Source organism: Streptomyces sp. PKU-EA00015 (genome assembly GCF_013387495.1).
Lineage (GTDB): Bacteria > Actinomycetota > Actinomycetes > Streptomycetales > Streptomycetaceae > Streptomyces.
The window spans coordinates 1-24,665 of sequence record NZ_JABZEE010000084.1 but is presented as its reverse complement, the minus strand read 5'-3'; the positions used below and the strand labels follow the sequence as shown (position 1 = coordinate 24,665).

The 24,665-nt window shown below is 67.0% G+C and carries 20 protein-coding genes and 3 pseudogenes; 11 read left to right on the top strand and 12 right to left on the bottom strand.

Features of this window, described 5'->3' with window-relative positions; translation table 11 throughout:
* Positions 1-21: 21 nt before the first annotated feature.
* From HW130_RS33395 to HW130_RS33385, 3 genes and pseudogenes are all read right to left on the bottom strand, one after another.
* A pseudogene (locus HW130_RS33395) lies at positions 22-213 on the bottom strand (integrase core domain-containing protein); the annotation flags it as partial.
* Between the two features lie 26 nt (positions 214-239).
* Positions 240-1,322, bottom strand: coding sequence for an IS110 family transposase (locus tag HW130_RS33390; protein ID WP_177153527.1), 1,083 nt, complete (start codon positions 1,320-1,322; stop codon positions 240-242).
* A 222-nt stretch (positions 1,323-1,544) separates the two neighbouring features.
* Positions 1,545-2,306: pseudogene (locus HW130_RS33385) on the bottom strand (IS481 family transposase); the annotation flags it as partial.
* A 282-nt stretch (positions 2,307-2,588) separates the two neighbouring features.
* On the opposite strand from HW130_RS33385, the gene HW130_RS33380 reads away from it, so the two are divergent.
* Complete coding sequence (locus tag HW130_RS33380) at positions 2,589-2,762, top strand: hypothetical protein (protein WP_177153526.1); 174 nt, start codon at positions 2,589-2,591, stop codon at positions 2,760-2,762.
* Positions 2,763-3,395: 633 nt separating this feature from the next.
* The gene (locus HW130_RS33375; RefSeq protein WP_177153529.1) at positions 3,396-4,157 is read left to right on the top strand and encodes a transposase family protein; all 762 of its coding nucleotides are present in this window, start codon (positions 3,396-3,398) and stop codon (positions 4,155-4,157) included.
* 19 nt (positions 4,158-4,176) lie between these two features.
* Here HW130_RS33375 and HW130_RS33370 read toward each other — a convergent pair whose 3' ends face one another.
* The gene (locus HW130_RS33370; protein ID WP_177153528.1) at positions 4,177-4,887 is read right to left on the bottom strand and encodes a 2-phosphosulfolactate phosphatase; all 711 of its coding nucleotides are present in this window, start codon (positions 4,885-4,887) and stop codon (positions 4,177-4,179) included.
* 1,366 nt (positions 4,888-6,253) lie between these two features.
* Between HW130_RS33370 and HW130_RS33365 the strand changes: the two genes are divergently transcribed.
* Positions 6,254-6,424, top strand: a complete 171-nt coding sequence (locus HW130_RS33365) for a hypothetical protein (protein WP_177153525.1) — start codon at positions 6,254-6,256, stop codon at positions 6,422-6,424.
* Between the two features lie 35 nt (positions 6,425-6,459).
* Here HW130_RS33365 and HW130_RS33360 read toward each other — a convergent pair whose 3' ends face one another.
* Entirely contained in the window at positions 6,460-9,351 is a 2,892-nt protein-coding gene (locus HW130_RS33360) for an ATP-binding protein (RefSeq protein ID WP_218184264.1), read from the bottom strand.
* A gap of 605 nt (positions 9,352-9,956) precedes the next feature.
* On the opposite strand from HW130_RS33360, the gene HW130_RS33355 reads away from it, so the two are divergent.
* Complete coding sequence (locus tag HW130_RS33355; RefSeq protein WP_177153523.1) at positions 9,957-10,394, top strand: hypothetical protein; 438 nt, start codon at positions 9,957-9,959, stop codon at positions 10,392-10,394.
* A 318-nt stretch (positions 10,395-10,712) separates the two neighbouring features.
* On the opposite strand, the pseudogene HW130_RS33350 reads toward HW130_RS33355, so the two are convergent.
* A pseudogene (locus HW130_RS33350) lies at positions 10,713-11,036 on the bottom strand (transposase); the annotation flags it as partial.
* A 796-nt stretch (positions 11,037-11,832) separates the two neighbouring features.
* Here HW130_RS33350 and HW130_RS33345 point away from each other — a divergent pair.
* Complete coding sequence (locus tag HW130_RS33345) at positions 11,833-12,084, top strand: hypothetical protein (protein WP_177153522.1); 252 nt, start codon at positions 11,833-11,835, stop codon at positions 12,082-12,084.
* Positions 12,085-12,112: 28 nt separating this feature from the next.
* Here the strand turns inward: HW130_RS33345 and HW130_RS33340 are convergent, their stop codons facing one another.
* A complete protein-coding gene (locus tag HW130_RS33340) occupies positions 12,113-12,295 on the bottom strand; it encodes a helix-turn-helix domain-containing protein (RefSeq protein WP_256356497.1) in 183 nt (60 codons plus the stop codon).
* On the opposite strand from HW130_RS33340, the gene HW130_RS33335 reads away from it, so the two are divergent.
* The 3 genes from HW130_RS33335 to HW130_RS33325 all read left to right on the top strand — a co-directional run bounded on the left by HW130_RS33335 (position 12,294) and on the right by HW130_RS33325 (position 14,227).
* Complete coding sequence (locus HW130_RS33335) at positions 12,294-12,476, top strand: hypothetical protein (RefSeq protein WP_218184266.1); 183 nt, start codon at positions 12,294-12,296, stop codon at positions 12,474-12,476. The two genes, HW130_RS33340 and HW130_RS33335, sit on opposite strands and share 2 nt — an antisense overlap.
* Positions 12,477-12,532: 56 nt before the next feature.
* Positions 12,533-12,964 (top strand): DUF4259 domain-containing protein, encoded by a 432-nt coding sequence (locus tag HW130_RS33330; protein ID WP_177153520.1) that lies wholly within the window; start codon positions 12,533-12,535, stop codon positions 12,962-12,964.
* 924 nt (positions 12,965-13,888) lie between these two features.
* Positions 13,889-14,227: a MerR family transcriptional regulator gene (locus HW130_RS33325; protein ID WP_177153519.1), complete on the top strand. Its 339-nt coding sequence runs from the start codon at positions 13,889-13,891 to the stop codon at positions 14,225-14,227.
* A 258-nt stretch (positions 14,228-14,485) separates the two neighbouring features.
* Here the strand turns inward: HW130_RS33325 and HW130_RS33320 are convergent, their stop codons facing one another.
* The gene (locus HW130_RS33320) at positions 14,486-17,032 is read right to left on the bottom strand and encodes a WD40 repeat domain-containing protein (protein WP_177153518.1); all 2,547 of its coding nucleotides are present in this window, start codon (positions 17,030-17,032) and stop codon (positions 14,486-14,488) included.
* A gap of 214 nt (positions 17,033-17,246) precedes the next feature.
* Here HW130_RS33320 and HW130_RS33315 point away from each other — a divergent pair, with 214 nt between their 5' ends.
* Both HW130_RS33315 and HW130_RS33310 read left to right on the top strand, forming a co-directional pair.
* Positions 17,247-17,498 carry a hypothetical protein gene (locus HW130_RS33315; protein WP_177153517.1) on the top strand — a complete coding sequence of 84 codons (252 nt, stop codon included), beginning with the start codon at positions 17,247-17,249 and terminating at the stop codon, positions 17,496-17,498.
* 329 nt (positions 17,499-17,827) lie between these two features.
* Complete coding sequence (locus HW130_RS33310; protein ID WP_177153516.1) at positions 17,828-18,124, top strand: hypothetical protein; 297 nt, start codon at positions 17,828-17,830, stop codon at positions 18,122-18,124.
* Positions 18,125-18,422: 298 nt separating this feature from the next.
* Here the strand turns inward: HW130_RS33310 and HW130_RS33305 are convergent, their stop codons facing one another.
* Complete coding sequence (locus HW130_RS33305; RefSeq protein ID WP_177153515.1) at positions 18,423-18,770, bottom strand: hypothetical protein; 348 nt, start codon at positions 18,768-18,770, stop codon at positions 18,423-18,425.
* A 682-nt stretch (positions 18,771-19,452) separates the two neighbouring features.
* Between HW130_RS33305 and HW130_RS33300 the strand changes: the two genes are divergently transcribed.
* Positions 19,453-19,767 (top strand): hypothetical protein, encoded by a 315-nt coding sequence (locus HW130_RS33300; RefSeq protein WP_177153514.1) that lies wholly within the window; start codon positions 19,453-19,455, stop codon positions 19,765-19,767.
* A gap of 279 nt (positions 19,768-20,046) precedes the next feature.
* Here HW130_RS33300 and HW130_RS33295 read toward each other — a convergent pair whose 3' ends face one another.
* The 3 genes from HW130_RS33295 to HW130_RS33285 all read right to left on the bottom strand — a co-directional run bounded on the left by HW130_RS33295 (position 20,047) and on the right by HW130_RS33285 (position 24,484).
* On the bottom strand, positions 20,047-22,524 hold the full coding sequence (locus tag HW130_RS33295) for a caspase domain-containing protein (RefSeq protein ID WP_177153513.1): 2,478 nt from the start codon (positions 22,522-22,524) through the stop codon (positions 20,047-20,049).
* Positions 22,521-22,892, bottom strand: coding sequence for a hypothetical protein (locus tag HW130_RS33290; protein ID WP_177153512.1), 372 nt, complete (start codon positions 22,890-22,892; stop codon positions 22,521-22,523). The genes HW130_RS33295 and HW130_RS33290 overlap by 4 nt, the downstream gene beginning before the upstream one ends.
* Positions 22,893-24,025: 1,133 nt before the next feature.
* Positions 24,026-24,484 (bottom strand): hypothetical protein, encoded by a 459-nt coding sequence (locus HW130_RS33285; RefSeq protein WP_177153511.1) that lies wholly within the window; start codon positions 24,482-24,484, stop codon positions 24,026-24,028.
* Positions 24,485-24,665: the final 181 nt, after the last annotated feature.

Below are 24,665 nucleotides of genomic sequence, written 5' to 3'. Positions count from 1 at the left end.
GACTGATCCAAACGAAACTGCCTAGGTGTATTGCCCTGTGAGGTTGGGGACGCGGCTGGCGGGTGGTTTGCCTGCGAGCGCGGTGTGTCCGCGGTGGTGATTGTAGGAGTGCAGCCATTGCGGGAACGCCTGGCGTCGTTCGGTCTCTGAGCGGTAGGGCTTGGCGTAGGCCCATTCGTCGAGCAGGGTGCGGTTGAAGCGTTCGACCTTGCCGATGCTCCTATAGCTGTCAAGGAAGCTCAGGCCGCGGTTGTCAGGTCTTGGCAGGAGGTCAGTTGAACTGGGCTTCGGGGGACGAGTAGGCGGTAGACCTCACGGACGATATGCCGCTTCAGACAGCGGATGATCTCGGTCTTCGTCTTGCCTTCGGCTGTCCGGCGGGCCACGTAGGCACGGGTGCGGGGCTCCCAGGCCATGCGGCTGACCGCGATCATGTAGAGGGCATGGTTGGCTTGGCGGTCGCCTCCGCGGTTGAGGCGGTGGCGGCTGGTCTTGCCCGAGGAGGCGGGGATCGGGGCGACGCCGCAGAGGTGGGCGAAGGCGGATTCGGAGCGGAGCCGTCCTGGGTTGTCGCCGACAGCAATGAGTAGAGCCGCGACGGTCTCGGCACCAAGTCCCTTGACTGCCATGAGGTCAGGTGCGGCCTGCCCGACGAGCCGCTGAAGGTGGCGGTCCAGCTCTGTGATCTCCTCGTCGAGCTGTTGGTAGCGGTGGGCAATGGACTTCATCGCCAGTTTGGTGACCGTCATCAAGGTGTCCGGCTCGGCTCCGGGGCGCCACCGCGTGACGGTGCGGATCAGTTCCGCTCGATGCAGTCGGCGGACGTCCCCTCGGAGGGCATCCGGAGCGGTGATGATCAGGGCCTTGAGCTGGTTGACGGCTTGTGTGCGGGCCTTCATCGCGCTGCGTCGGGCGACTCGCAGGGCGCGGATCATCTCGATGGCACCGTCACCGCTCTTGGGTGTAGCCGTGGCGGTCCCGGCCTGTACTGCCCGTGCTGCGGCTTCGGCATCAACGACATCGGACTTGCCGCGGCGGCGGCGAGTCTGACGGTCGGGGCGGTTGACCTCAACGACACGGTGGCCGCGCTGTCTCATCCACCTGGACAGGCCGGCGCCGTAGCAGCCCGTGCCTTCCAAGCCCACCTGCTCGACGGTGCCGAGACTGGTGGCCCATCCCTCCAAGGACGCGTAGCCGTTCGGCGTCGAGGGGATGACGAGCGTGCCCAGCCGACGGCCGAGCTGATCGAGAGCGGCAGCGACATGGACGTCGGCGTGGGTGTCGACTCCGAGGGTCACGCTCGTGCTGGAACTGCTGGGCACCTGTCCTCCTGGCGGTCAGCGGGGCTGGAGCTGCACCGACGGAGCACCGGGGACACAACTGCGATGAGGCGTGTGGACCAGGCTCCTATCAGGTCACATCCGGCGGTCCGCCGATGCAGCCGCATGCGCCCTCCCGGCTGGCCGACACATCGGCAACAAGGCACGAATGGCCGGTTGGTCTGAGGGTCAGACCAACCGGAAGAGCGCGTCCAGATCCTCGCAGTTGGTCTGGGGCCGGTAGGGCCGGGTGCGTTTGTGAGCGATTCCGGCCGCCGCGAGCGTCTCTTGCCAGAGGCGGGACTTGTAGCAGGCTCCGTTGTCGGTCAGGACCCGCTCAACGGTGATCCCGGCGGTGGTGAAGAACTGCTGGGCCCGGGTCCAGAAGGCGGTGGCGCTCTCCTTCTTCTCGTCGGTGAGGATCTCGCTGTAGGCGAGGCGGGAGTGGTCGTCGACGGCGGTGTGGATGTAGCTGTAGCCGGCGCCGGAGCGGGTCTTGCGGCCGGCCTGGCGGCCGATGCTGCGGTGGCCGCCGCCGTCGGGGATGTTGCCGAGCTTCTTGATGTCCACGTGGACCAGCTCGCCAGGTCGTTCGCGTTCGTAGTGGCGTACAACGCGTCCGGTGGCTCGGTCCAGGTGCGTGAGCCGGGCCAGGCGGTAGCGGGTCAGCACGCGATGCACGGTGGAGGGGACCAGGCCCAGCAGGTGTGCGATGCGGGCCGGGCCCCAGCGGCGTGTGAGGCGGACCTTGATGATCCGGCGTTCGGTCGGGGTCGGTGTCCGACGCGGACTGGTGTGGGGGCGGGAGGAGCGGTCGGTCATCCCGGCCTCGCCCAGGAGCCGGTAGCGGTCGGCCCACCGCTGGGCAGTGGTGGGCGAGACCTGGAAGCGTTCGGCGGCCCGTCGCAGAGGCCAGCCGTCGTCGACCACACAGCGGGCCAGACGCAGTCGGCCGGTCTCGGTCAGGGGTGCATTACGGTGGGGCACGAGGGCCTTTCGGTCGGTGTAGACGTCGCAATCCACACCGAACCCGGAAGGCCCTCACCCGTTCAAGATCCCTCAGACGAGACCTGCCTCACCCGTCCACAACCTCCCACGACAGAACAACTAGGGCATCGTCACGGTGACCACCGTGTCGACCGACGGCCGCGTGTACCACCCGCTGCACACGACTCCGTACACCCCTGCCCATCACTTCGCCCGCGGTCGGTCCGATCCGGCCTTCCGCACTACGAAACCGCAGCTGGCCACGTCGGCTATCTGGCCGCCATGGCTACGAACATGGACGCGGTGCGCTGTGCGCAGACGGGCTCGGCCATGGCATCCATCGCGATGTCGGCAGTAGGCACCCAGACCTACGAGACCCCCGACAGCTGCCCGCACTGCTCGCCGCGGCATATGGACAGGACACAGCGGGCACCGGAGCGCTACGCAAAGAGCTGAGGTGCTGACGAGCACGCTGCCGCTTGAACGAAGCGTCACCAGATCCCTCGCCGTGGCGAGCTTCGGCGAACTCGCGGGTATGGCATCGCTGACTCCTGAGCCCGATACGGTGCCGACCAGGGCGGCGGGAAATGATCTCCGTGAGCGCGGGAAACGATCTTCATCCGCCCTCAGATAGCCGCTGATCAGTGGTTTTCGTCGGTGTGTGTGTCCCGAACGCAAGGAGGAGTTCGATGTAGGTAGAGCGCCCTTGTTGCGGTGCTGCGTGGAAGATGAAGGACTTTGGCCCTTCGAAGTCGCCCTGCGGGGGGAGGCTTCAAACCACCTCATGCTGCGTTGGCTGAAGACCGTCGTGGTGAGAGATGAGGAAACGGCGCCGTAAGAGGCGTCAGGTGGGGATCAGGAAGACGAGCGCAAGCGAATCGTCATTGATGTGTCGTAACGAAATCAGATGACATCGAAACCGAGGTTGTGTAACCGGCCCTCGGGATAAGCCTGGCGGGAGCCCGTGAGCCGTTTCCAACCTGATCGCTTGGCTGGTGCGACGGGTGGGCGCCCTGACGTCGGGAAGTGGTGAAGCTCCTGGTAGAAGGATCGTCGACCAAGATCAACCCGCACCACCAGGAGCTTCGCGTGCTGGTTTACCCGTCGGCGATCGATCTGTCCAGCCAGAGCTTGCGCTTCCTCGCCCAGCACCTCACTCGCCGACGGCGCGAGCTGGGCACCCGCTGGCGTAAGCTCCCCGCCGGACAGCAGGCGTTGCTCGCCCTGGCTCACCTGCGCTGCGGCGACACCTACGCCCAGCTCGCCGTCGGCTTCGGGGTTGGTGTCGCCACCGTCTACCGCTACATACACGAGGCCGTCACCGTCCTGGCCGCCGTCGCCCCCACCCTGGAGCAGGCCGTAACGGCCGCCTCCGCCGGGGCGTTCGTCATTCTCGACGGCACGCTGTTGCCCATCGACCGGATCGCCGCCGACCGCCCGTTCTGCTCCGGCAAACACAAGAAGCACGGCATGAACGTGCAGGTGATCACCGACCCCTTCGGACGCCTTATCTGGGCCTCGCCTGCTCTACCCGGCGCCACCCACGACATCACAGCCGCCCGCACCCACCACGTCATCGACGCTCTGGCCGAGGCAGGCATCAAGTGCTTTGCAGACAAGGGGTATCAGGGTGCGGGAGGCACCGTGGTCGTCCCTTTCCGCGGCAAGCACCGGAACCTGTCCGCCGGCAAGCAGGCGGTCAATGTCGCCCATGCGAAGATTCGCGCCGTGGGCGAGCAGGCCATGGCCACGCTCAAGGGCTGGCGCCTGCTGCGCAAGCTGCGCTGCAGCACCACCCGGATCACCGACATCGTCAAGGCCGTCCTCACCCTCCACCTCGCGTCAGCGTGAGGCGGGAACGGCTCATTGATTACCGTGCGCGGTGTACAGCGGACACCGCATCTGGTCGAGTCCGGAGCGGCCGCAGCACTGCCATCCCTTCGTCGAGCCCGACCTTCATGGCGAAGTCGAACCGGTCGACCTCCAAACACAACTCCACATCGGTGGGGTGAGCACCGCGGCGTCGCCCGCTGCGCAGGTCGTCCGCGGCTGGGGAGGTGCGGGCACGGTGCAGATAGGGGCCGGGGTCGATACGAGTCCCGGCCAGGAGCTGATCCAGGTACTCGGCACAGGCCAGATCCTCGGCGGCACGGCCGTCCTCGCCGGTGGCCACGAACGTCACCGAGTCGGCGCCAGCATCCGTCAGGGCCCGGGCCGTGGCGCCGGCCACGGCGAAACTGGCGCACAGCGCCAATTTAGCCTCGACGACCGCCAGGGCCCCAACCGTTCCCGCTGTGGTCTTTTGAATCACGGTGCGGCCGGCCAAGTCGGCCTCCTGGATCAGGCCAGGGGAGTTGACCAGGTCGAACCCGCTGACCGGTGCCCCATCCTTGAGCGCAAGCCAGCCCGGGTGACACGCCTTGATCGCCAGCGCCTCGCCCTCGTCGGCAGCGAGAACGATCTTGTCTGCTCCGCGGTGGAAGGCCCATGCGGCGGTGGTGAACGCCCGCATCACATCGATTACAACAGCCACCTGTTCGGTGCCGTCCACGTCGGGTATTCCGACTACTCGCGAGTCCATGCCGGGATGGTCGCAGCCCACTGAAGCGGTCCACAAGACACGTTGACGATCTTTCGGCGACTCGGGATCTGCTGGGCGACTGCCTCGCGGGCACGCGCTCGAGTATCGGGGAGACCAGCGGCTCGTCGCCTGTGGTCTGACCTGACCATCAGCAAGTTGGAAAGGGCTCAGTTTGATCAGGTGGACGGGCTGACCGTCGAGGAAGAACTCATCGATCTCGGAGTCGCTGGTGTCTTCGTCATGCTTGCCGGTCTGCAGCAGGCCCAGGGTGATGTGGAAGTCGCGCAGCGCGTCCCGGATCCGCGCCGGCAGGGAAGGGTAGTCCTGGGTCTCGTCCGGATCCGCTGCGGGGGTCAGCCGTGCCTCGCGCGGCGCGTCGATGCCGGTCACCGAGACGTCGGCGGCGAAGGCAAGGCCAGCCTCCTCCAGGGCTTTTCGGGTCTTGTCTGCCAGGGCGACGGCAGACAAGTACTGGGTCACCTGGTCCCGGCTGAAGGCCGGCGCGACCATCCGCGCGACCTCCTTGGCCGGTGTGCCGGCACGGAACTCCCGCGTGATCGCATCGACCAGCGCACGCTTCTCGCCGAGGAAGTTGTCGAGTTCGATCCTGATGTCCATGGACCGACCCTTACCTGAATTCAGTCCAGCCGTAATTCAGTCTAGTGCTAGCCGGGCAAGACTGCTGCTCCGACCGATGCCAGAACCCGATCGCGAACGCCGTGGTCACCGGTCGGTGGCGTTTCAGGTCACAGGCGCGTGGTGAACCGGCCGTCTGGCAGCTTCCGCAGCCAGCCACGATCAACGCCGCTCCATCGTCTCGTTGACTTGCCCCTTACCTATGACGGGTGTCTCCTTGAAGATGAGGAAAGTCAGCCTGGCGGAAAATATGGAAGTGTTCCGCATGAGTGATGCATGGACGTGCCCGAAGTGTGGCGGAGAAACAGGACCGAATTCGGGTTTCTGTAGTTACTGCGGCCATACTTTGAACCCGTTGGCCCGTAGGCCGTCTGAGTCGCCGTTGCCTCCCGACCGGCCACCTCCGAAGGAACGGTCTAAGCCTGGCGGCTGGAGCCCGCCTACTGACGAGGGCGGTCCAGCCGCCCAGGTGGGACGACCTTATCTTTCCCCGTCACCGGCGGGCAGTGGACCTGCTGAAGGGCAAGTGCGCGGTGTGCACGTACGGTCCGAGATGAGCAGTAATAACGGGTCAGAGTCGGTATGGACCTTCCGGATTGAGCGCTACGACGAATCGGGAAACCGAGTGTCACTCATACCCGTTGAAATGAGAGGGCTTACGTTCGAAGGCTCTGTCAGCGAGGGCGACTGGGTCCGGGCGCGTGGACGGATGCGTGCCGGAACGCTCCGTGTGACCAAAATCGAGAACGTCACCACTGGAGCGATCGTGCGTTCCAAGGGGGTTCCCAAGGCAGCCGTCGTCGTCTTCATTATATTCTTCATAGCGATTCTGGCATGGATCGTGTATTCGGTGCTCATCGGTTCCGGTCCACCGCCGGGATTTCCCGAAATCCCCGAGTGATTCCTCCCTCTGAGCGAATACGCCTCGGAGTATGTCTACTGGTTCTCTCTGGTAATCAGGACGTCGATGATCTGGCGGGCTGAGCGGGGAAGCTCTAAAGTGTCGGCGGCGAGCATCTGTTGGGCGAAGCACAGCCCGACACATCGTCGGCTCACGGCGATTCGAGCGCTCTCTTCGGGAGATGCGTCGTCGGATGGGTACTCCATCAGCTCATATGATGCGGAATCGCAGACCTTCCACGTGGCGTCACGGCCGCCTTCAACTCTGTCTGTGGCATCCGCCTCTTCCCACGAGGCGTTGTAGCGGCCCTCGGCCACCACATCGGCGGCTGCTCCGCGGTAGAGACACGTGTGGTCCGGGCAGATCTCGTCGCATCTGGGATAGGGCGGCACATCACAGGCGTGTTGTTCCGTCGCATAAGCGCGAAAGGCATCGATTGCCGAGGCGCGCCGGTCCTCTGAAGTGAGCAGCGCGAGGCGCAGCCGCTCTGCGTACTCGAGAGTGGCGCTGTACGTCCAGCCGGCCTGCGCGCCTCGCCGCTCGGCATACCAGTCCGGGGCATGCGCGGCGAGGCAGCGCAGGAGTGCCCCCTCGTCAACGGGCGGTACTCGGTGTGGGCGGACGGTCTGCACGAGATCCGGCCAGGTCCGTTCGAGGCTGGTCGCGTCCGCAAGCAACGACAGCACGATGCGGGTGAACGTACGACGCACGACGCTTTGGTCGAGGAGCAATCGGGCAGCCGCGCACTCTTCTGCACGGCCAACACATGCCGCCGCACAGGATGGTCTGGCCAGCCAGAGTTCGTTCCACCCGCCATATGTGCGCCAGGCCGTCATGGCGTTATGGACCGCAGCATCGTCGGTCTCGCGGATCAGCTTGTCATTCTTCACCGGCGGCACCTGCACCAGCACGGGTGCATCGGCCCCGTGCCCGAAGGCTGCGGCTCGGCCGACCGCCAGCGGAACCAGCGCGTCGGACTGGGCCTGGTCCATGCTCATCGTGCTGGCCAGTGCGAATCGGTCGTCGGCGGCAACCGTTCGGTGGGCCAGCTTGAGAAGAGTGTTCTTCAGCACGTCCGGAGCGAGCCGAGTGGGCACCTGGTCGGCGACGACGACGCCCTGGCCGTACGCGCGGATCTCTGACAGCAGATTCGTGAAGGTCTCGACTGCGCTACCCCGCGGATCGGCGCCGTTCTCGCCACGCACCGCCGTTGGGGCGGCGCCAAGCAGGCGGTGCGCTTCCTCGATGACGAACAGGTGTGTGAGCCCGGACCGCTGCCCCTGCGCCCGGCGGTACTCTGCGAGCCGCACCAGCAGCAGCCCCATGACGAACGCCTTATCGTCATCGCTTCCCATCGACTCCAGTTCTACGACAGTCGGCCCTGCGAGCAGCTCTGCCATCGGCAAGGAACGGGGCACGTCGAGCAGCGCTCCCTTGCCACCGAGCCGCAAGCTGTTGATACGAGTCGTCAGTGCGGCCTGAACGTTCGCGGTGACCTCGGGGTCGTACCCCAGCGAGCGGCTGACCGTGGGGAATTTCGTGGCGAGGTCACTCAGGGTCGGAAAGGCCGACCAGGCGGGTGCATGCTCGTCAAGCCGGTGGTTGCGGTCCGTCCGTAAGTCCCAGCCACGGTCCTCATACACCTCGTGCAGACAGCGTTCAAGCACGTGTGGTAGCGGTGCCCACATGTCGAACGCGCCCTCGAAGGCGGCACGCAGCAGGTCGATGTGCGCTGCAACAGAGGCGCCCTCGGGGACGTCGAAGGGATTTAGGCGCAGTGGCGAGACGGTCTCCCGGCCCAGGGTGAACACACGCAGTGCCGGACCAACGATCGCGTCGCGCAACAGTGCGCGGTACTCCGCCTTGGCCGGCTCGACAACGAGGAACGGAATGCCTGCGGCAGCCACTTGGCGGATCAGATGCAGAACCGAATTGCTCTTGCCGGAGCCGGTCACTCCGGCGACGAAGGCATGGCGGGTCAGCGAGTCGATGGGAACGGTGAACGCTGTGGCGCTTGTTCGATCCCGCTCCACCACCGAGCCGACGTTGACGCTCGGGCCAGTGGCGGGCGGTGACGACACGTCGAAACGCGGCACTATCCGGACACCGAAGCCTGCCGTTTCCAGGGCGGGCAGGTGCAGGTAAGCGGCCAGCTGGGGCGAGCTCAACAAGGTCTGTGCGGCGTAGGGATGCCGGTAACCACTGGGACCTGGCTGCCCCGGGCCTTCGGGCATCGCCCAGCGGGCTGCCAGGTGGGCGATGGCCGGGTGCGCGGTTGTGCGCACCGGCTCCGGAACCGAATGCGCACCCGAGAAAACCGCCCGCCAGGCGCTGGTCAGCGCCGCGACGTCCCGTGGGCGGGAACCGAGAAGGTAGACGGCGGTACGCCAGCCACCACGCGCCTGCGCATCCGCCAACGAGTCCAGACGTCTTTGCAGCAGGCTCTGGTAGTGCTCGGCGAGGGGACTGCGCACTCCGGCAGCCTGGACGGCGGCGGCCACCGCACGCATTTCGTTCAGGACGCGGTTGCGGTCCGCACCGAGATCGTCGGCACCGACAGGTATCGCCAGCACGAGCGCGGCCCAGTGCACACCCGTCATCGAACGCACCAGACGGTCGACCGCCAGCGCGCCATCGCGGGGGTCGGCCACCAAGGGGGCCGGCACCCCCAGCCCGAGGGCACCGTAGCCGAGTTCTGGAGTCGCGGCAGGGGCGGCGGCAAGGTCCACCGCCGGGTAAGAGCCGTCGAGTATGGCCAGCAGCATTGACTGCCGGTTGTCCAACGCCGCGTCGCCCATGCCCTCCGGAGCCCAGGTACCCAGGCGTACCGATACGCCCTCTCCCAGGCCTTCAAGCAGGAACGCGACCGGCACCCCAGCGTCGGCAAGGCCCACGAGCAACGGCAATGTGGGCGGCTCGATCGTCACACCGTCGGCACGGGGCGCCGATGCGCGTGCCGGCTGGCCAACTCCTGATACACGCACCAAGCGCCGGGCCTCCAGAGACACCCCCGATATCGTGTCTGCGGCTAACACAGGGACAAGCTGGACGCGCTGCAGATAGTCGACCGTCGAGGTGTTGACGGGATCGGTAACCATCAGAAGGTCTGATCTCGCTGTGCCGCTGAAGCGATGCGGTCATGACCGTGGTCGGTTGGGGCGGCCCGGCTCCCATCAGTGCTACGCATACTTCTCACCTCGCTTCCTAAGCTATCCGACGCTCACTGGCTACGCCTGCGGAATATGAGTGATAATCGATCAAATTGGGTAGCGGGATCCACGAACCTGACGTTAGGTGGTCGTGTCCACCATTTTGATTGAGATCTTCGAGGGTGGGAGGACTCTTACAGATGTCGCACGCCCCCGACCGTGTTGATGAACTGTCGGACGCAGAACACACGCAGACCACAAGTTTCTTTTCTGTACCAAGCTCATAACTAGTCCAGTCGCACGTAGTTCAATGAGCCCAACACTCCGGCGCTTTCACGTGGCGGGCGTCTGCCGCTATCACCGAGTGACGACAGGTGCGGGGAATGACTGACCGACCTAAAGACGACAAGGGTGGGCAGAAGCCGCCCGAGGTGAAGGGTGGGCAGAAGCCGCCCGAGGTGAAGGGTGGGCAGAAGCCCCCCGAGGTGAAGGGTGGACAGAAGCCCCCCGAGGTGAAGGGTGGACAGAAGCCCCCCGAGGCCAAGGGTCCCCAGTATCCGAAGGCCGAGAAGGGACCGCAGTACCCGAGGAACGAGAAGGGACCGCAGTACCCGAGGAACGAGAAGGGACCGCAGTACCCGAAGACCGATCAGGGGCCCGTAAAACCAGAGATGCGCAGGGAGCAGCGGCCGGAACCTCCGCCGAAGACAGAGCCGCCGAAGCCAAAACCGGAAGCCAAGCCTGATCCTCGAGCATTCGGTCAAGATTTGGCAGACAGGATGAGAGACGCACTCAATAAAGAAGCGTCGGGGGCGTGGTAGGCCGTCCACGCTGGCTCCACGACCGGTCGCCACGGGCCGCAGGAGCTCACGTCCGGTGACATGGCGCCGAGAACCTCAGGCTGAAGCCGGGCCAGTTGGTCGTTTGCCAGATCTCCATGCCCCAGGCGCTTGATCATCTAGGCCCATAGGTATAGCGCAGGATCCGCTGCGGTGAGGTGTGCGCATGGGCCGCAGTCAGCAGGTGATGTCTGCGGCCGGCACCAGCCTCCCGCCAGCCGCGCGGCGGAAGCACCGCGGCCAGGGCCTGCCGACAGAGATCATCTACGGACAACGCTTAGACCTCGCTTGGACCGTGTCCTATGTGGTGAGGCGGACGAGTCGCTTGTAGCAGCACAAGGCTGCGGCGAGGCCGAGGAAGGCCAGGTAGTTGCGAGGATTGCGCTCGTAGCGGTGGTTGAGTCTGCGGTACCCGGTGAGCCAGGACATGGTGCGCTCGATCACCAACCTGCGTCGACCGAGGCGTTCGCTGGACTCGATGCCTTTGCGGGCGATGCGCACTCCGATGCGCTTGCCGCGTAACCATTTCCGCAGGTGGGGCACGTCGTACGCCTTGTCTGCATGCAGACGTTGCGGCTTGTAGTCGCGGCCGTTGTGCAGGTCGTGCCCGGTGAGATGCCGTGCCCGGCGATGTCGTTACCTGACGGCGGTACTGCAGCCACAGCTCGGCCGCGTCCGCCAGCCGCACCGCCCACGGAAACGGCGCCTGCCGCGCGGTCCTGGCCCACGAGCGGGCGTTCACCGACGCGTGCGCGGTGATGCCCGACGCGGGAGCGGTGCGCCAGGCCGGCAGCCGCCGTGCCCACCGGTCCGCGCTCTCGGGTGTGTGGCCTGCGTCCAGTAGGCGCACGAGGTGTGGGTCTGGCGGCGGTGATCGCGGCCCAGCGCTCATACCATTCGTCCAGCTCGGCCGCTCCGTAGTCCGGTGGTGCGCATTCTCTGCCGAACCTGTCCCAGGACAAGAGTGTTCGCACGAGCCACATCAGCCGGTCCTGTCCGGAGTAGCCGCCGTTGAGCAGGGCGCTTTGCATGGCGGGTGGCAGGGACACCCTCTCATCGGCGAAGAGCTCTGCGGCCCGCTTTTCGATCTTCCGAAGCGATGGGTTGCCCGCCTGGACCTTCAGCGCTGTCAGCCGCCTGGCCTGTTCTTGCAGCATGTCCTCGAAGGTGCCCCCGCCGTCCTGCGGATCGCGCTGCTCTGCCATTTTCGCCGTCTCCCGTATTGCGCTGCGGCGAGTCAGGTTAGGGCAACTTCGGTGGGCAGCACTGAACTTGACGGAACATTCCTGAACAGTGATAGATAAGGGAGATCGTTCCGCCGTACACGGTCGCTGTACGGCGGTGTCGGCACACTGATCGGGCTTCTCCGGGATTGTTCGATCACCGCAGGTCATAGCCCTGAACAGCGCACAGTCGAGGCATGACCACACCTCAGAACCCGCAGCCGGCCGCCTCGTCGGCGAACGAGCCTGCCGCCCAGCCGTTCCTGTCCCTGCACACCACCGTCGTCCTGCTCACCGCGCTCGTCCTAGGCGTGGTGGCTGGCGGCCTGACGCTCTTCACCGGCGTGCCCCTGGCAGGCGCCGTGTTGGCTGGGCTGAGCACGGCTGGCTCCTCAGTCCCGGTGCTGCGCTCCCTGATCGGCCCGCCCCGCGAGGGCTCCGCAGGGTGAGCAATCCAGGCCCTGCCCCGTGGGACCGTTACTGAGGGCTGGGCAGCCCTGGGTTTCTGGACGGTACGAGGGAGTCGCGTCCCGTCGCTAGTTCGGGCACGTACTTGTAGAGGGGCGTACGGGAGATCCCGAGCAGCTTCGCGATCGACGTGATGGTGTTGTCAGGCGGCGCGAGCAGTGCGCGGGCATGCCGGGTCTGTTCTTCCGTCATGGCTGGCGGTCGTCCGATGCGCTCCCCGCGGGCCCGCGACGCCGTCATCGCCGGCCTCACCATGCCCTGGAACTCGGGAGTCGTCGAAGGCCACGTCAACCGGATCAAGATGCTCAAACGCCAGATGTTCGGCCGGGCAGGCTTCCAACTTCTACGCAAACGAGTCTTGCTCGCCCCGTGATCACGTTGTCAGTGCCCGATGCGAGGATCCGGACGACCGTACGCGAGGAGATCAGCATGGGCACCTGGGACATCGGCCCCTTCGACAACGACACAGCCGCAGACTTCGCCAACGCTCTCGACGACGCCGAGCCCGAGGCGCGCGAAGCCCTGATCCGAGGCGTCGTCGTCCGGACGATCGACGCCACGGGCTATCTCACGGAAGCGGACGAGGCGGTGGCCGCCGCCGCACTCATCGCGGCGCAATGCCCCGGAGGCGAACCCGTCGACACGCCCTACGGCCCGGAAGCGCCTATGCCCGTGTTCCCTTCCGACCTTCGGGCGCTCGCTGACGAAGCCCTCGCCCGTATCGCCAGCGACGAGGCTGGGCCGGCATCGAACTGGGTCGACCCGGAGGACTGGAAGCAGTGGCGGGCCATACTCACGCGACTTCGCACAGTGCTTGTCCCGCCGCCACCCTCCATCGCTCTCTTCGAGGTCCAGCCATAACGGAGCGTCACTCAGCACGGAAGTTGAGCCAGAACGCTGCGACGTGAGCAGAGCCAGAGGAGACACGCACCAGGCGCCCGGCCCACGCGGAGAGGCGCGCCCGGCGCCGGAGCTGCACACCACCCTGTGAATCCTGCCCAGTCGCTGTTCGAGGTCGATTACCTCACTCTCGAGCACTCGGAAATCTATGACGGCTGGAGTAGACATTGGGTGTTGGCGTGGTTATGGTTTCTGCTCGTAGCCCAGGGAGACAGTAGGGCCCGGCAGAGATGAACTGCCGGGCAGCAGCACACGCAATACACGAAGTTGCAGTTGGCAGGGCGGTTCGGTGGTGGAGTTCTGAAGCCAGGTTTGTTGTAGGGCGGCGACGGGACTGGCGACCGGACCGGGTGGCCCGCAGTGATCAGGGGCCGCCGTGAGCAGTACCGCAGTGGCAGTACCCGCAAGTGCAGTCAGCAACATCCAGCAGTGAAGTTGGTGAGCAGCACCTCGGTGAAGGCGTCGGCTGCGGGCGCGCGCACCGGGAAGTTCGGCAGTGGGGTTCTAAGCCAGAGCAGACGCAGGACGGGCGACGGGGCTGGCTGCCGAAGAGTGGCGCTGTCGCACGCCACTGAGCAGTACGCGGTACCAGCAGTACGCAGTACCCGTTGGCAAGTGTTGATCAAGAGGGAAGAACGGAGGAGCCAAGCACCATCAGGATCGCCCGGGTGGAATCTCTGATCCCGGGTACCGCAGGACATCGATAGTGAGGTGGTCTCCGGTCAAGCAACCGCGATCCCAGCATCCCCGACAGCATCCCGGTCGGGTCTGCGGAAACAGAAGGCCGGCGCAGTACCAGGGCCGGCAGATGGTGTAGCAGTTTCTTCGGGGCCCTGGTGCCATATGGCACCAGGGCCCCTCAACGCGTTTCACAGAGAGGTGCAAGTGACAGCAGACGACTCGTTCAACCGGCTCGATGACGACGACTATCCCGCCTACACGATGGGCCGGGCCGCAGAGCTGGTCGGCAGCACCCAGGGCTTCCTCCGCGCCCTCGGGGAAGCCCGCCTGATCACCCCGCTCCGCTCAGCGGGCGGCCACCGCCGCTACTCCCGCTACCAGCTGCGCATCGCGGCCCGCGCGCGTGAGCTCGTCGACCAGGGCACCCCCATCGAGGCTGCCTGTCGCATCGTCATCCTCGAAGACCAGCTCGAAGAAGCCCAGCGCATCAACGCCGAATACCGCCGCGCCGCCGAATCAGCGAATCCAACGACCGCGGCCTGAGACGGCTGAGACCTGCAACTTCCTCAGGAACTTCGCGGCCGCCCGCGCATGCTGCCCGGGACGCACAGCGTTCCGGGCACCTTTATCTTCTACGGCCCTTGGGCCGCAACTACGCGGCGAGGGGTGACAGCCGCCCGCATTGGGGTAGTCGTGATCTGGCGGCTTCGTGCAACGGCGGACGCCGACGTCCCGCTTGCGTAAGCGAGGACAGGAGTTCGTGAACAGCGGCGTCAGATCGTGGGTACGTGCGCCCCGCGATCACCAAGCTGCATCCCGTTGGTCATGGGGGCAGTCAGGCACCTGCGGAAAGCCCGACCAGGCCGTCACACGAGTCGCCCACAGCCGGGCCGTGCGGTCGTAGCCGGTGGTGGCCAGGAGGGTTCCGTCGGGGGAGAACGCCACCGCGCCGACCGCACCCTGGTGGCCGGTGAGGGGGTTGCCGACGGGTTGGCGGGTGGCCGGGTCCCACAGCCGGACCGTGCCGTAGTCGCCCACGCTGGCCAGGAGGGTTCCCTCGGGCGAGAACGCCACCGCGAAGACCACACCCTGGTGGCCGGTGAGGGGGCTGCCGACTGGCTCGCGGGTGGCCGGGTCCCATAGCCGGACCGTGCCGTCGTGGCCGGCGGTGGCCAGGAGGGTTCCGTCGGGCGAGAACGCCACGGCCAGGACCGCACCTTGGTGGCCGGTGAGGGGGCTGCCGACTGGCTCGCGGGTGACGGGGTCCCATAGCCGGACCGTGCCGTCGTGGCCGGCGGTAGCCACGAAGGAGCCGCCGGGCGAGAACGCCACGGCCAGGACCGCACCCTGGTGGCCGGTGAGGGGGCTGCCGACTGGCTCGCGGGTGGCCGGGTCCCATAGCCGGACCGTGCCGTCGTGGCCGGCGGTGGCCAGGAGGGTTCCGTCGGGCGAGAACGCCACGGCCAGGACCGCACCTTGGTGGCCGGTGAGGGGGCTGCCGACTGGCTCGCGGGTGACGGGGTCCCATAGCCGGACCGTGCCGTCGTGGCCGGCGGTAGCCACGAAGGAGCCGTCGGGTGAGAACGCTACCGCGCGGACCGCACCCTTGTGGCCGGTGAGGGGGCTGCCAGCGGGCTCGCGGGTGGCCGGGTCCCACAGCCTGACCGTGCCGTCGTCACCGGTGGTGGCCAGGAGGGTGCCGTCGGGGCTGAACGCTACCGCGCGGACCGCGCCCTGGTGGCCGGTGAGGGGGCTGCCAGCGGGCTCGCGGGTGACGGGGTCCCACAGCCTGACCGTGCCGTCTTGGCCGGTGGTGGCCAGGAGGATTCCGTCGGGCGAAAATGCCACCGCGAGAACCGGATCTTTCGCTTCAATCGCGGGCAGGGCGACTTGGTGACCGTACTGAACAGCGTGCACCAAGGCCCGCATCGCGAGAGATGCGCCTAAAGGCGGTGGTACCGGTAGGGCACGCCGTTCGTACAGCCCGACCGTCCCCTCGTCACCGGCGGTGGCCAGGAGGACGCCGTCGGGCGAGAACGCCACCGCACGGAGGCCGATAAGAGGGTCGCCGAGGGGTTGGCGGGTGACCGGGTCCCATAGCCGGACCGTGCCGTCGTCACCGGTGGTGGCCAGGAGGGTGCCGTCGGGTGAAAACGCCACTGCCCCGACCGCACCCTGATGGTCGATAAGCGGGTCGCCGACAGGTTGGCGGGTGACCGGGTCCCATAGCCGGACCGTGCCGTCGAAGCCGGCGGTAGCCACAAGGGTGCCGTCGGGCGAGAACACCACCGCGTAGACCGAACCCTGGTGCCTAGTGAGTCGGTTGCCGACGAGCTGGCGGGTGACCGGGTCCCATAGCCGGACCGTGCCGTCGAAACCGGCGGTAGCCACAAGGGTGCCGTCAGGCGAGAACGCCACCGAGAAGACCACACCCCGGTGGCCGGTAAGGGAGGTGCCGACGGGTTGGCGGGTGACCGGGTCCCACAGCCAGACCGTGCCGTCGTCACCGGCAGTGGCGAGAAGGGTGCCCTCGGGGGAGAACGCCACTGCCCCGACCGCACCCTGGTGGCCGGTAAGGGGGGTGCCGACGGGTTGACGGCTGACCGGGTCCCACAGCCTGACCGTGCCATCGAAGCCGGCGGTAGCCAGGAGCGTGCTGTCGGGGGAGAACGCCACCGCGCGGACCGGTCCCTGGTGGCTCGTGAGGGGGGTGCCAACGGGTTGGCGGGTGACGGGGTCCCACAGCCGAACCGTGCCGTCGTGACCGGCGGTGGCCAGGAGGGTGCCGTCGGGCGAGAACGCCACCGCGTAGACCAAACTCTCGTAGCCGGTGAATGCCTGCAGTGCTGCTAACTTGTCGAATCGATGGGCGAGTCGTGTGGAAGCGGACCCCTTGATGCCCGCCGGTTCCAGGATGCAATGAGCCGGTACGGCTTCGTTCTCGGCACCTTGGTCCTCCGAGGAGGTGGATGCCGGTGCGGCGGCTGTTCGTCGGCGTGTGGGTCTGGCGGCGGTGATCGCGGCCCAGCGCTCATACCATTCGTCCAGCTCGGCCGCTCCGTAGTCCGGCGGTGCGCATTCTCTGCCGAACCTGTCCCAGGACAAGAGTGTTCGCACGAGCCACATCAGCCGGTCCTGTCCGGAGTAGCCGCCGTTGAGGAGGGCGCTCTGCGTAGCGGGTGGCAGGGACACTTTCTCATCGGCGAAGAGTTCTGCGGCCCGCTTTTCGATCTTCCGAAGCGATGGGTTGCCTGCGTGGACCTTCAGCGCGGTCAGCCGCCTGGCCTGTTCCTGCAGCATGTCCTCGAAGGTGCCCACGCCGTCCTGCGGATCGCGCTGCTCTGCCATTTCCGCCGCCTCCCGTATCGCGCTGCGGCGAGTCAGGTTAGGGCAACTTCAGTAGGTAGCACTGGACTTGGCGGAACATTCCTGAACACTGAGGGATGAGGGAGATCGTTCCGCTGTACACGGTCGCTGTACGGCGGTGTCGGCACACTGATCGGGCTTCTCCGGGATTGTTCGATCACCGCAGGTCCAGCCCTGAACGGCCCACAGTCGAGGCATGACCACACCTCAGAACCCGCAGCCGGCCGCCTCGTCGGCGAACGAGCCTGCCGCCCAGCCGTTCCTGTCCCTGCACACCACCGTCGTCCTGCTCACCGCGCTCGTCCTAGGCGTGGTGGCCGGCGGCCTGACCGTACTGACCGGCGTGCCCGTGGCAGGCGCAGTGTTGGCCGGGCTGGGCACGGCTGGCTACTCAGTGCCTGTGCTGTGCTCCCTGATCGGCCCGCCCCGCGAGGGCTCCGCCGGGTGAGCAATCCAGGCCCTGCCCCGTGGGACCGTTACTGAGGGCTGGGCAGTCCCGGGTTTGTGGACGGTACGAGGTGCCCCGGCCCGCAGCCAGCTCGCAGCTTCGGTCCCGGCAACCGCCCCGGCGCCGGCGGCGGGGGTGTGGCACCCCTGCCGCGCCGAGAACACCCACCCGAAGCGAGGCAGACCGATGATCTACAGCCTTCCCCCGATGCCCTCCGCCCCGGAGCGCGCCGCCAATCTGCTGGTGGGCCTCTTCAGTGCCGCCGGCGACGGGTGTCACACCCTGACCGTCTCGGTCGCCGGCCGCGCCCTGCGACTGCCCGTGGGGCTGTGTCCGTCCTGCCGTTCCACAACTTCGGCGAGTTTACCGACGTTGACGCGGACGCCGTCCTCGACGTCATCGCGTTGCTGTCGCTGACGTCCGGCCGCATCGGCGGCGCGGTCGTGCGCACCAAACACCGTGACGACACGTCCCGGGTTCTGGGCTGGCGACTGGGCGACTGCACCGCCGACCCGCTGGGCAGGGCCGGGATCTTCACTGACTTCTGCACGGACGCCGTCACCGGCGAGCCGATCCCGTCGGAGCCGGGCGCGGAGTACGCCGACGCCCCGCCCGTGCGGGCCTGACGCCCGTCATCGGGGTGCAGCCGACCCGCTGCGCCTGCCCCTTGCGGTAGGTGTGGCGTTCCCCGCCGTGGCCGTAGACGGCCCTTGGGGGCGGCGAATCGGATATGACCCTGCGCGGCAGCGCTTATCGGGCAGGTGAGGTGGGCTGATTGGGCACTGTCGGCTGGACGAAGTAGCCGCCTACGGAGACGGCTGGCCCGGCGGTTACAGCGGCTTCGTAGCAACGTCCTGCAATGCGTGCGAACTGCTGGGTGCGCCGGTTCGCGCCGCCGTCGGCTGAAACCCAGCCGCGTTGATGTCAGGTCGTCACTGGACAGCCGGAGGGGGAACCTGCTTCTGGCAGGGGATCGCCGATCTTCCCGGTTGACAGGTTCGGTACGTATGCCCGGGTGTTCTTGTCCGCGGCGCCGAACGTTTTGAAGGGCCCGAGGGTTTTGTGGAGTGGCTTGCCGTTGTGACTGTAGTCGACGACCAGACTCCACTCGTAGTTGCCGTGGCAGGCGGTCGCATCGACCCGGATGATGGCGGGGTCCTTGGCGCTGACGGTGAAGCCTGACCCCAGCGGATTGGTCGGCGCCGGCTTGTCCCCCGGGCACCAGCTCACCCTGAACCCCTCGGTCGACGAGGCGCGGCTTGTCCAGATCAAGTGTGAAGACCCGTTCCTGGACCTCGCCGCAGCCGCCCTGGGTCAGGGCCACCCAGGTAGGTGCGGCGATACGTGTAGGGACCCGCGCCGACAGGTGGATCTCGTCGATGGTGACGGTGGTGTCGTCTTTTGTACTGAGGTTCACGTAGAGGTGCCCAGCGCCCCAGGAACGCGGGACGGACGAAGCAGCCGGTGACGCATGATCCGGTCCGAGAACCAAAGCACGGGCCGTAGCCCCGGCCGGAGCCGACCGAGACGATCAACGTGGGTGACGGCACGGGCCGCGTCTTGGCGGCACTGTTCGAGACTCCCACCGTGGTGCGGTGCGGGTAACGGACATTCCCTCACGTCCCGGACAGCAACATTTTCCGCGACGAACAACTGTGTGCACCGTGCTACCACAAGGTCACGCTCGGGACCAGTCGTGGGCGCTCGAGCACGAACAGCCAGCATCCGACCACGAGGAGGAGGATCGAGTGTCCGTCCCAAGCACGCCTGAAGACATCGCCAAGGCGATGGATCCGTGGGAGGCCCACCGACCTGTACGACGAGCTCGTCGCCCATCTCGGCAGGCCCACGGCCGACGAGCTGTGGATCCAAGCCTGCGCCGTGTACGACGCCTTGCACGCCGAAGCCTGACCCGGACCGGAAGGAGCAAGGGAGTGAACCGACGCTGCCCGAAGTGCGAGGAGACCCACAACGTCCAGGGCCGCCGGGGCGACAAAACCGGCGCCTGCGGCAAGAAGTCGAACGCCTGAAGGGCGCCGTCCGTCGCAGTCTCGGCGAGCAACTCGACCAGTTCGGTGCAGCCGACCTCGGCACCCGCGTCGACGAACTCACCGCGGACAACCAGCGGCAGCAGGGCGAGCTCACGCAGGCGCTCGCCCGCGTCGAGGAACTGACCGCCCAGCTCTCCGAATCCCTGGACGATCTCGCTGCGGTCCGTGCTGCCAGCCTGCGCCGGATGATCCGTGATGAGAACCATGCCTGTCAGTGACTCGGAAAAGATCTTAGGATCACCGGCCCGAGTCGGCCGCTCACCGACACAGCGTGCCCCGCTGTGGCAGGTCACGGTCGGGCTCACCGCCGGCACACTGTGCAGGCCGCGTTCGGCCACGCCAAGCCGGAACGCGGCAAGCTGTCGAAGCAGCTTTTATGGTCATGTACGCGGCAGAGTTAAGGCCACGCCTTCCCGGGTCAGCCCCGGCGCGTACTCCGTCCGGGCGGATGGGGCAGGTCGGGCTTCAGTCGATCGGTGAGCAGTATCCGGTCCGGGTCAGGGACGACGCTGCATGCGGGAGTGGCGGTGGCCGGCGTGGTTGGCGATAACACGGTCGAGTTGGTCAGGTGTGGTGTCCAGGCGGTTTTCTCCGACGGAGATAAGCCGCCGGCCACCGTGCTCCTGGGGGCACAGCCACCAGAGGGACCGTGGTGGCCTGGCTCCCGGTCTGAGCCACAGGACGAGTGAATAGCTGGTGGCATGCTGGCGTGCGACTAGGCCGATGTTCTCGATGTCGCCCCAGGGCACGCGCACGGTGTGCATGCGCAGGCCGAAGGCTGTGACGGTCAGCCCGGAGGCGCCGATGTGCAGGGAGACGCGGTGTCGGCCAGTGAGGTAGTAGGCGAGAAGGCCGACCACGGGTAAAGGCATCAGCGCGGACTTGTCAAGCGAGTCGAGAAGAACGGGCACCTCGTTCTCCAGCGCCCAGGTATGCAGGCTGGCGCTCGGAAGCCCGAGGGCGATCGCAATCACCCACGCGGCGCCAAACGACCTGACGCCCTCGAACGTTGTCCCGCTCACGGCCACAGTCGCTCTCGCCGCGCTCTTGGTCTTGGCCGGAGCGGACCTCAGCCACACGTGTCCCTCAGATGTGACCTGTGACTCGGCCGCGAAACGCCGGAGTGCCCAGCGCAGCGCGAGTGGGTCCCAGGTCACTTCGGCCACCCTGCACAGCGAGACGCAACCGCGGTCCAGCTTGGGCAGATAGGTGATCGTGCGGTCGGCGGGGCGCTGGTCGGCCCGAGGGGTGGTCCTGACAGCGAGCAGGCCCAGGAGGTCCGGGCCGCGAGCGCAGTTGACGATGCCGATCTGCTCGATCTCGGTCCAGGCATATTCGATCTTCAGCTTGCCTCGGGTGAGGGCAACGCCGGCCGCGCTGATCTCCAGCCGAACGGGTTGAACGATGCGGCAGACGCAGCACCACGCGACACCGCACGCAGCGACGGACAGGAGCACGGGCACGATGGTGAGCCACAGGGTCGCGGGCCTGACAAGCGCACTCGTGGGAAAGTGGGCATAGGCGAGTCCGACCGACACCGCCGTCGCGAGGGCAAGGAGGCGTCGGTCTGCCGAGAAACCCTGCACGGCTCCCTCCCCCGCCTGCGTGGGGACCGCCGGGTCGAGCGGTCCACTGCTGCGTGTCCATGCCGAACCGGCATGCTGTGCGAGGGCCCATTCCACGACGGCGGGCGGCTTGTTCAGGGAGCGCAGGTTCGCGAAGCGCAGCGCTCCCGTCTCGGTGTCGCGCCTCGGTCCCGGTGTGCCGCGGCGTGCCGTCTTGACCAGGACTCCCGGCTTGGGCTGCACAAGGAGGGCGTACTGCGTGCCGCGAAGCTTCCCCCGGGGTCGGGCCACAACCCACACGCGGCTGACTCGATGCCACGGGTAGTAGAACCCGGACTCGCCATAACGCACCTCGACACCGTCCGCCGAGACGATGAGGGAGTAGCTCGCGGGACGAGCTCGGATCATGGCGGAGACGATGATGAGTATCCCTCCCATCGACAGGAGCAGAACGATCCCCTGCAGTGAGGTCGGATCCTCTGCTTGTTTCCATTCCGCGGGTCCGAAGCGGGTGAGTGGCCACAGGAGGCCCAGCCCGAGGGGGAGGCCGATGCCCCACTGGAACAGGCGCCGATACAAGGTTTCGTAGCCTAGGCGGACTTCCGGGATGCGGCCCGATTCCCCTTCCCGCCCGGCCTGTTGCACCTGATCTGCTTCCCTGGTGCCGCTCCCGGCCGACATGTTGCGTACCAGCGCAAGAGAGGCATGACCGTCGGAGCCCTGCTGTCGCGGGCGGGGCAGGGAGCGCCGTTTCATGGCCGCGGTCAAGGGAGCGAACAGGGCACTGAGGGGCAGTAGTTCGGGAGCGCCGGGGACGCCGTCGCGGAGGAGCTTGATCAGTTCGCCGGTGAAGGCGGTGTAGCGGTCCTCCGGCGGTGCGTAAGAGGCGAGGTCGGCGGAGGAAGAGACAAGCACATAGGTGCCGCGGATGTCGAGGGGCGCCGCTTCGCTGTTCGGGGCGCTCATCATCGCGTCGAGGACCCAGCCACTGTGACAACAGTCGAGAATCAGGACCTTGTTGCGACAGGCAGCGGTCTCAAAGATGTGCCGTATCTCCTGGACCGGCACCGAGGTCCAGCGCAGATCGGCCTGGTCAGTTCCAGCCAGCGCCAAGTGGAGCTCGCCCTCGTAGCTCAAAATGCCGTGGCCGGAGAAATAGACGAGCAGCGTGTCAGGGGCTTCACGGGCGGCCTCCCGGATCGTCCGGCACACGCCTTGAGGATCGGACGAGTCCTGCACCACAGCACATGTGCCGGGCAGGAAACCTCCATTTTCCGAGACGAGCAAGTCGTGCAGGACCTCCAAGTTGTTGCGTACCGCCAGCAGCGGCCTGAGGTCCGGGCTCTCGTAGTTGGAGGTGCCAATGAGGACCGCGCGCGAACCTCGCGGCTCCGGCAGTCTGACGGTCACAGCTGCGGCGGGTTGAGACGGTCGAAGGCCTCCTCCAGCAGCAGCCGGGCGTCGTCCGCCGAATCAGCGGTGACCTTCGCGCTGCGTCCGTCGGCAAGCGTGATCTCGACCGAGGCCGCCGACTGCCGGGCCTTGAGCAGTGCAGGGAGCGCGGTGACGAGCGCCGTCAGCGCGCCGCCGCTGCTCAATCCGACCAGCAGCAGCTCCATGCCCGAGCCGCTCATCTCGCCCTCTGGAGGGCTGCTCGGCACCGCGCTCACACGCCCCCGAAGCTCGGGATGTGCGGTCAGGTGTCTGCGCAGAGCGACGACGTCGGCGGTGCGTACGTCAGCCCCGGCCCTCTCCACCAAACGCAGCTGCACATTCATGGCCGTACTCCCCCGTGCGCGCCGATCCTGACCAGAACAGTGTGCAGCACGAAGGGGCACCAACAGGAGTGTTTCGCCAAAGCATGGGACCACCCGTCGTACACCCGAACGTCACCGGCCCGAGCGACACGGCCAGCGTTAAAGCCCTACCACCGGAGCAGCACACCCGGCTGCTCCGGTTCTGGGCCGGGCCTGGTGGTGCCGCTGTCGACTATGGCGTACGACCGCAGGAAGACCCGGTGACCAGTGGGCAGCTGCAGTGGTTCCGCTGCGGCAGCGACCTATTCGATGATCTGGTTGAAGAAGAGGACGCCCGCAGCGGTCGTGGCCGCGCCGGCGGTGAGCGCCACCGGTCAGGGGTTCGCGGCGAGGTGTGCCAGTAGCCCGGCGCCGAGGCCGACCAGTGCGGCAAGCAGGAAGATCATGGCGGAGCGCTGCAGGCGGGAGACCTTGTGGAACATGGACGGCGCAGGTTCTCCGGGGCCCTGAAGGAAGGCGAGCCCGTCATGTTCACCGTTGAGCAGGCACCGGAAGGCGGTTACCGCGCCCACGGGGTGCGGCGGCTCGCACCGGCCCCGGACTGACCGGGTAGGGCTGACAGGAAGCCGCTGGGCTCGCGGTGACGGCCGGTACTTCCGCGCTCACGTCACCGCGAGCGGGCCCTGCCCGGCTTTTGCCACGCAGGATCACACTGCCGCTGGAATGTTCGTCCACCTCGCGTGCTGATTGATCTGCCGTACGCGGTTCGTCGCTCGAGGTGCTGTGGAGGTTCCAGGGTCTGCTCGCGGATGTCCGGTCGCGGCGGGCGCGCCCGTGAGCCGGGAAGGCATAGGAATGACCGTACCGATTCATGTTGCCGCCGGCCTGATCTTCCTGGCGTCGTGTGTCGTGGGCCATGTCGTCTACGCGCACACCAAGAAGTCGTCGGCCAGTGTCCCGGCCGGTGATCTGGGGACCGCGTTCACCGCGGCCTCCGTGACGCTCGTGGCCCTGGCGTTCCTCTTCGGAGTTGATCCCGGGAGCGACGATGACCGCAGCGGCTCGCCCCCGTCGCCGGCTGCAACGTCGGCCCCTGCCCCCGCAGCGAGCTACCGACGAAATGGGGTTCGCGGGGTGACGGAATGGGGCGGGCATCAGTCGGTGGGGCGGCCGCCTCGCGTGCGGCGGCGTAAGCGCCGTGTGGGGGTCCCAGTTTGGGAGCGTGGCCGCTGCCGCGGGATCGGCGGCAGTGGGCGGTGGACGAAATCGGTGGCCGCGGTGAGGGCTTGTCGGGCCTCGTCCGTCGTCGTTGCGGGCTGGTTTCGTTCCCGGGCCAGCCTGTGGATCTCTCGTACGCAGTTCTCCAGCAGATCCGTCAGGTTGGCCTTCTCCAGGTCGGTCGTGCGGCTGTCGACGACTTCGGCGATGTCGTCGAGCCACCACTCCGCCATGCCGTCGACCACGAGACCGTCCCTGTGCTCCAGGAGCTGGTGGCACAGCCGATGGGCGATCGGGAAGCGTGGCAGGTTCCTGGCGATCCTGCTCAGCCGCTTTACCTCGTCGGCCGCGCCCTTCAGCTCGGGCTCGCGCTGTCTCGGGGGCCCGTCGTTCATCAGGACGTTGTACCTGCTCGGCTTTCAGCCTCTGGGCTTTCTGCTGGGCGCCGTGCTTGGTGTTCACGCACAGCGCCTCGTTGAACCGGTGCCAGGGCATGCCGACCGCCCGCCCCGCCTCGATGGCCTTCAGCTGCCCGACGTCCGCCTGCTTCCGGAGGTACTGCCACAGCTTCGTGCG

What these genes read in the sequence shown, in the direction of transcription:
- HW130_RS33285 (WP_177153511.1), bottom strand. Translation starts at nt 24,484, where the DNA reads ATGAACGACGGGCCCCCGAGACAGCGCGAGCCCGAGCTGAAGGGCGCG.
- HW130_RS33370 (WP_177153528.1), bottom strand. Translation starts at nt 4,887, where the DNA reads ATGGACTCGCGAGTAGTCGGAATACCCGACGTGGACGGCACCGAACAG.
- HW130_RS33380 (WP_177153526.1), top strand. Translation starts at nt 2,589, where the DNA reads ATGGCTACGAACATGGACGCGGTGCGCTGTGCGCAGACGGGCTCGGCC.
- HW130_RS33335 (WP_218184266.1), top strand. Translation starts at nt 12,294, where the DNA reads ATGGCTGGCGGTCGTCCGATGCGCTCCCCGCGGGCCCGCGACGCCGTC.
- HW130_RS33330 (WP_177153520.1), top strand. Translation starts at nt 12,533, where the DNA reads ATGGGCACCTGGGACATCGGCCCCTTCGACAACGACACAGCCGCAGAC.
- HW130_RS33315 (WP_177153517.1), top strand. Translation starts at nt 17,247, where the DNA reads ATGACCACACCTCAGAACCCGCAGCCGGCCGCCTCGTCGGCGAACGAG.
- HW130_RS33355 (WP_177153523.1), top strand. Translation starts at nt 9,957, where the DNA reads ATGACTGACCGACCTAAAGACGACAAGGGTGGGCAGAAGCCGCCCGAG.
- HW130_RS33345 (WP_177153522.1), top strand. Translation starts at nt 11,833, where the DNA reads ATGACCACACCTCAGAACCCGCAGCCGGCCGCCTCGTCGGCGAACGAG.
- HW130_RS33290 (WP_177153512.1), bottom strand. Translation starts at nt 22,892, where the DNA reads ATGAATGTGCAGCTGCGTTTGGTGGAGAGGGCCGGGGCTGACGTACGC.
- HW130_RS33340 (WP_256356497.1), bottom strand. Translation starts at nt 12,295, where the DNA reads ATGACGGAAGAACAGACCCGGCATGCCCGCGCACTGCTCGCGCCGCCT.
- HW130_RS33320 (WP_177153518.1), bottom strand. Translation starts at nt 17,032, where the DNA reads ATGGCAGAGCAGCGCGATCCGCAGGACGGCGTGGGCACCTTCGAGGAC.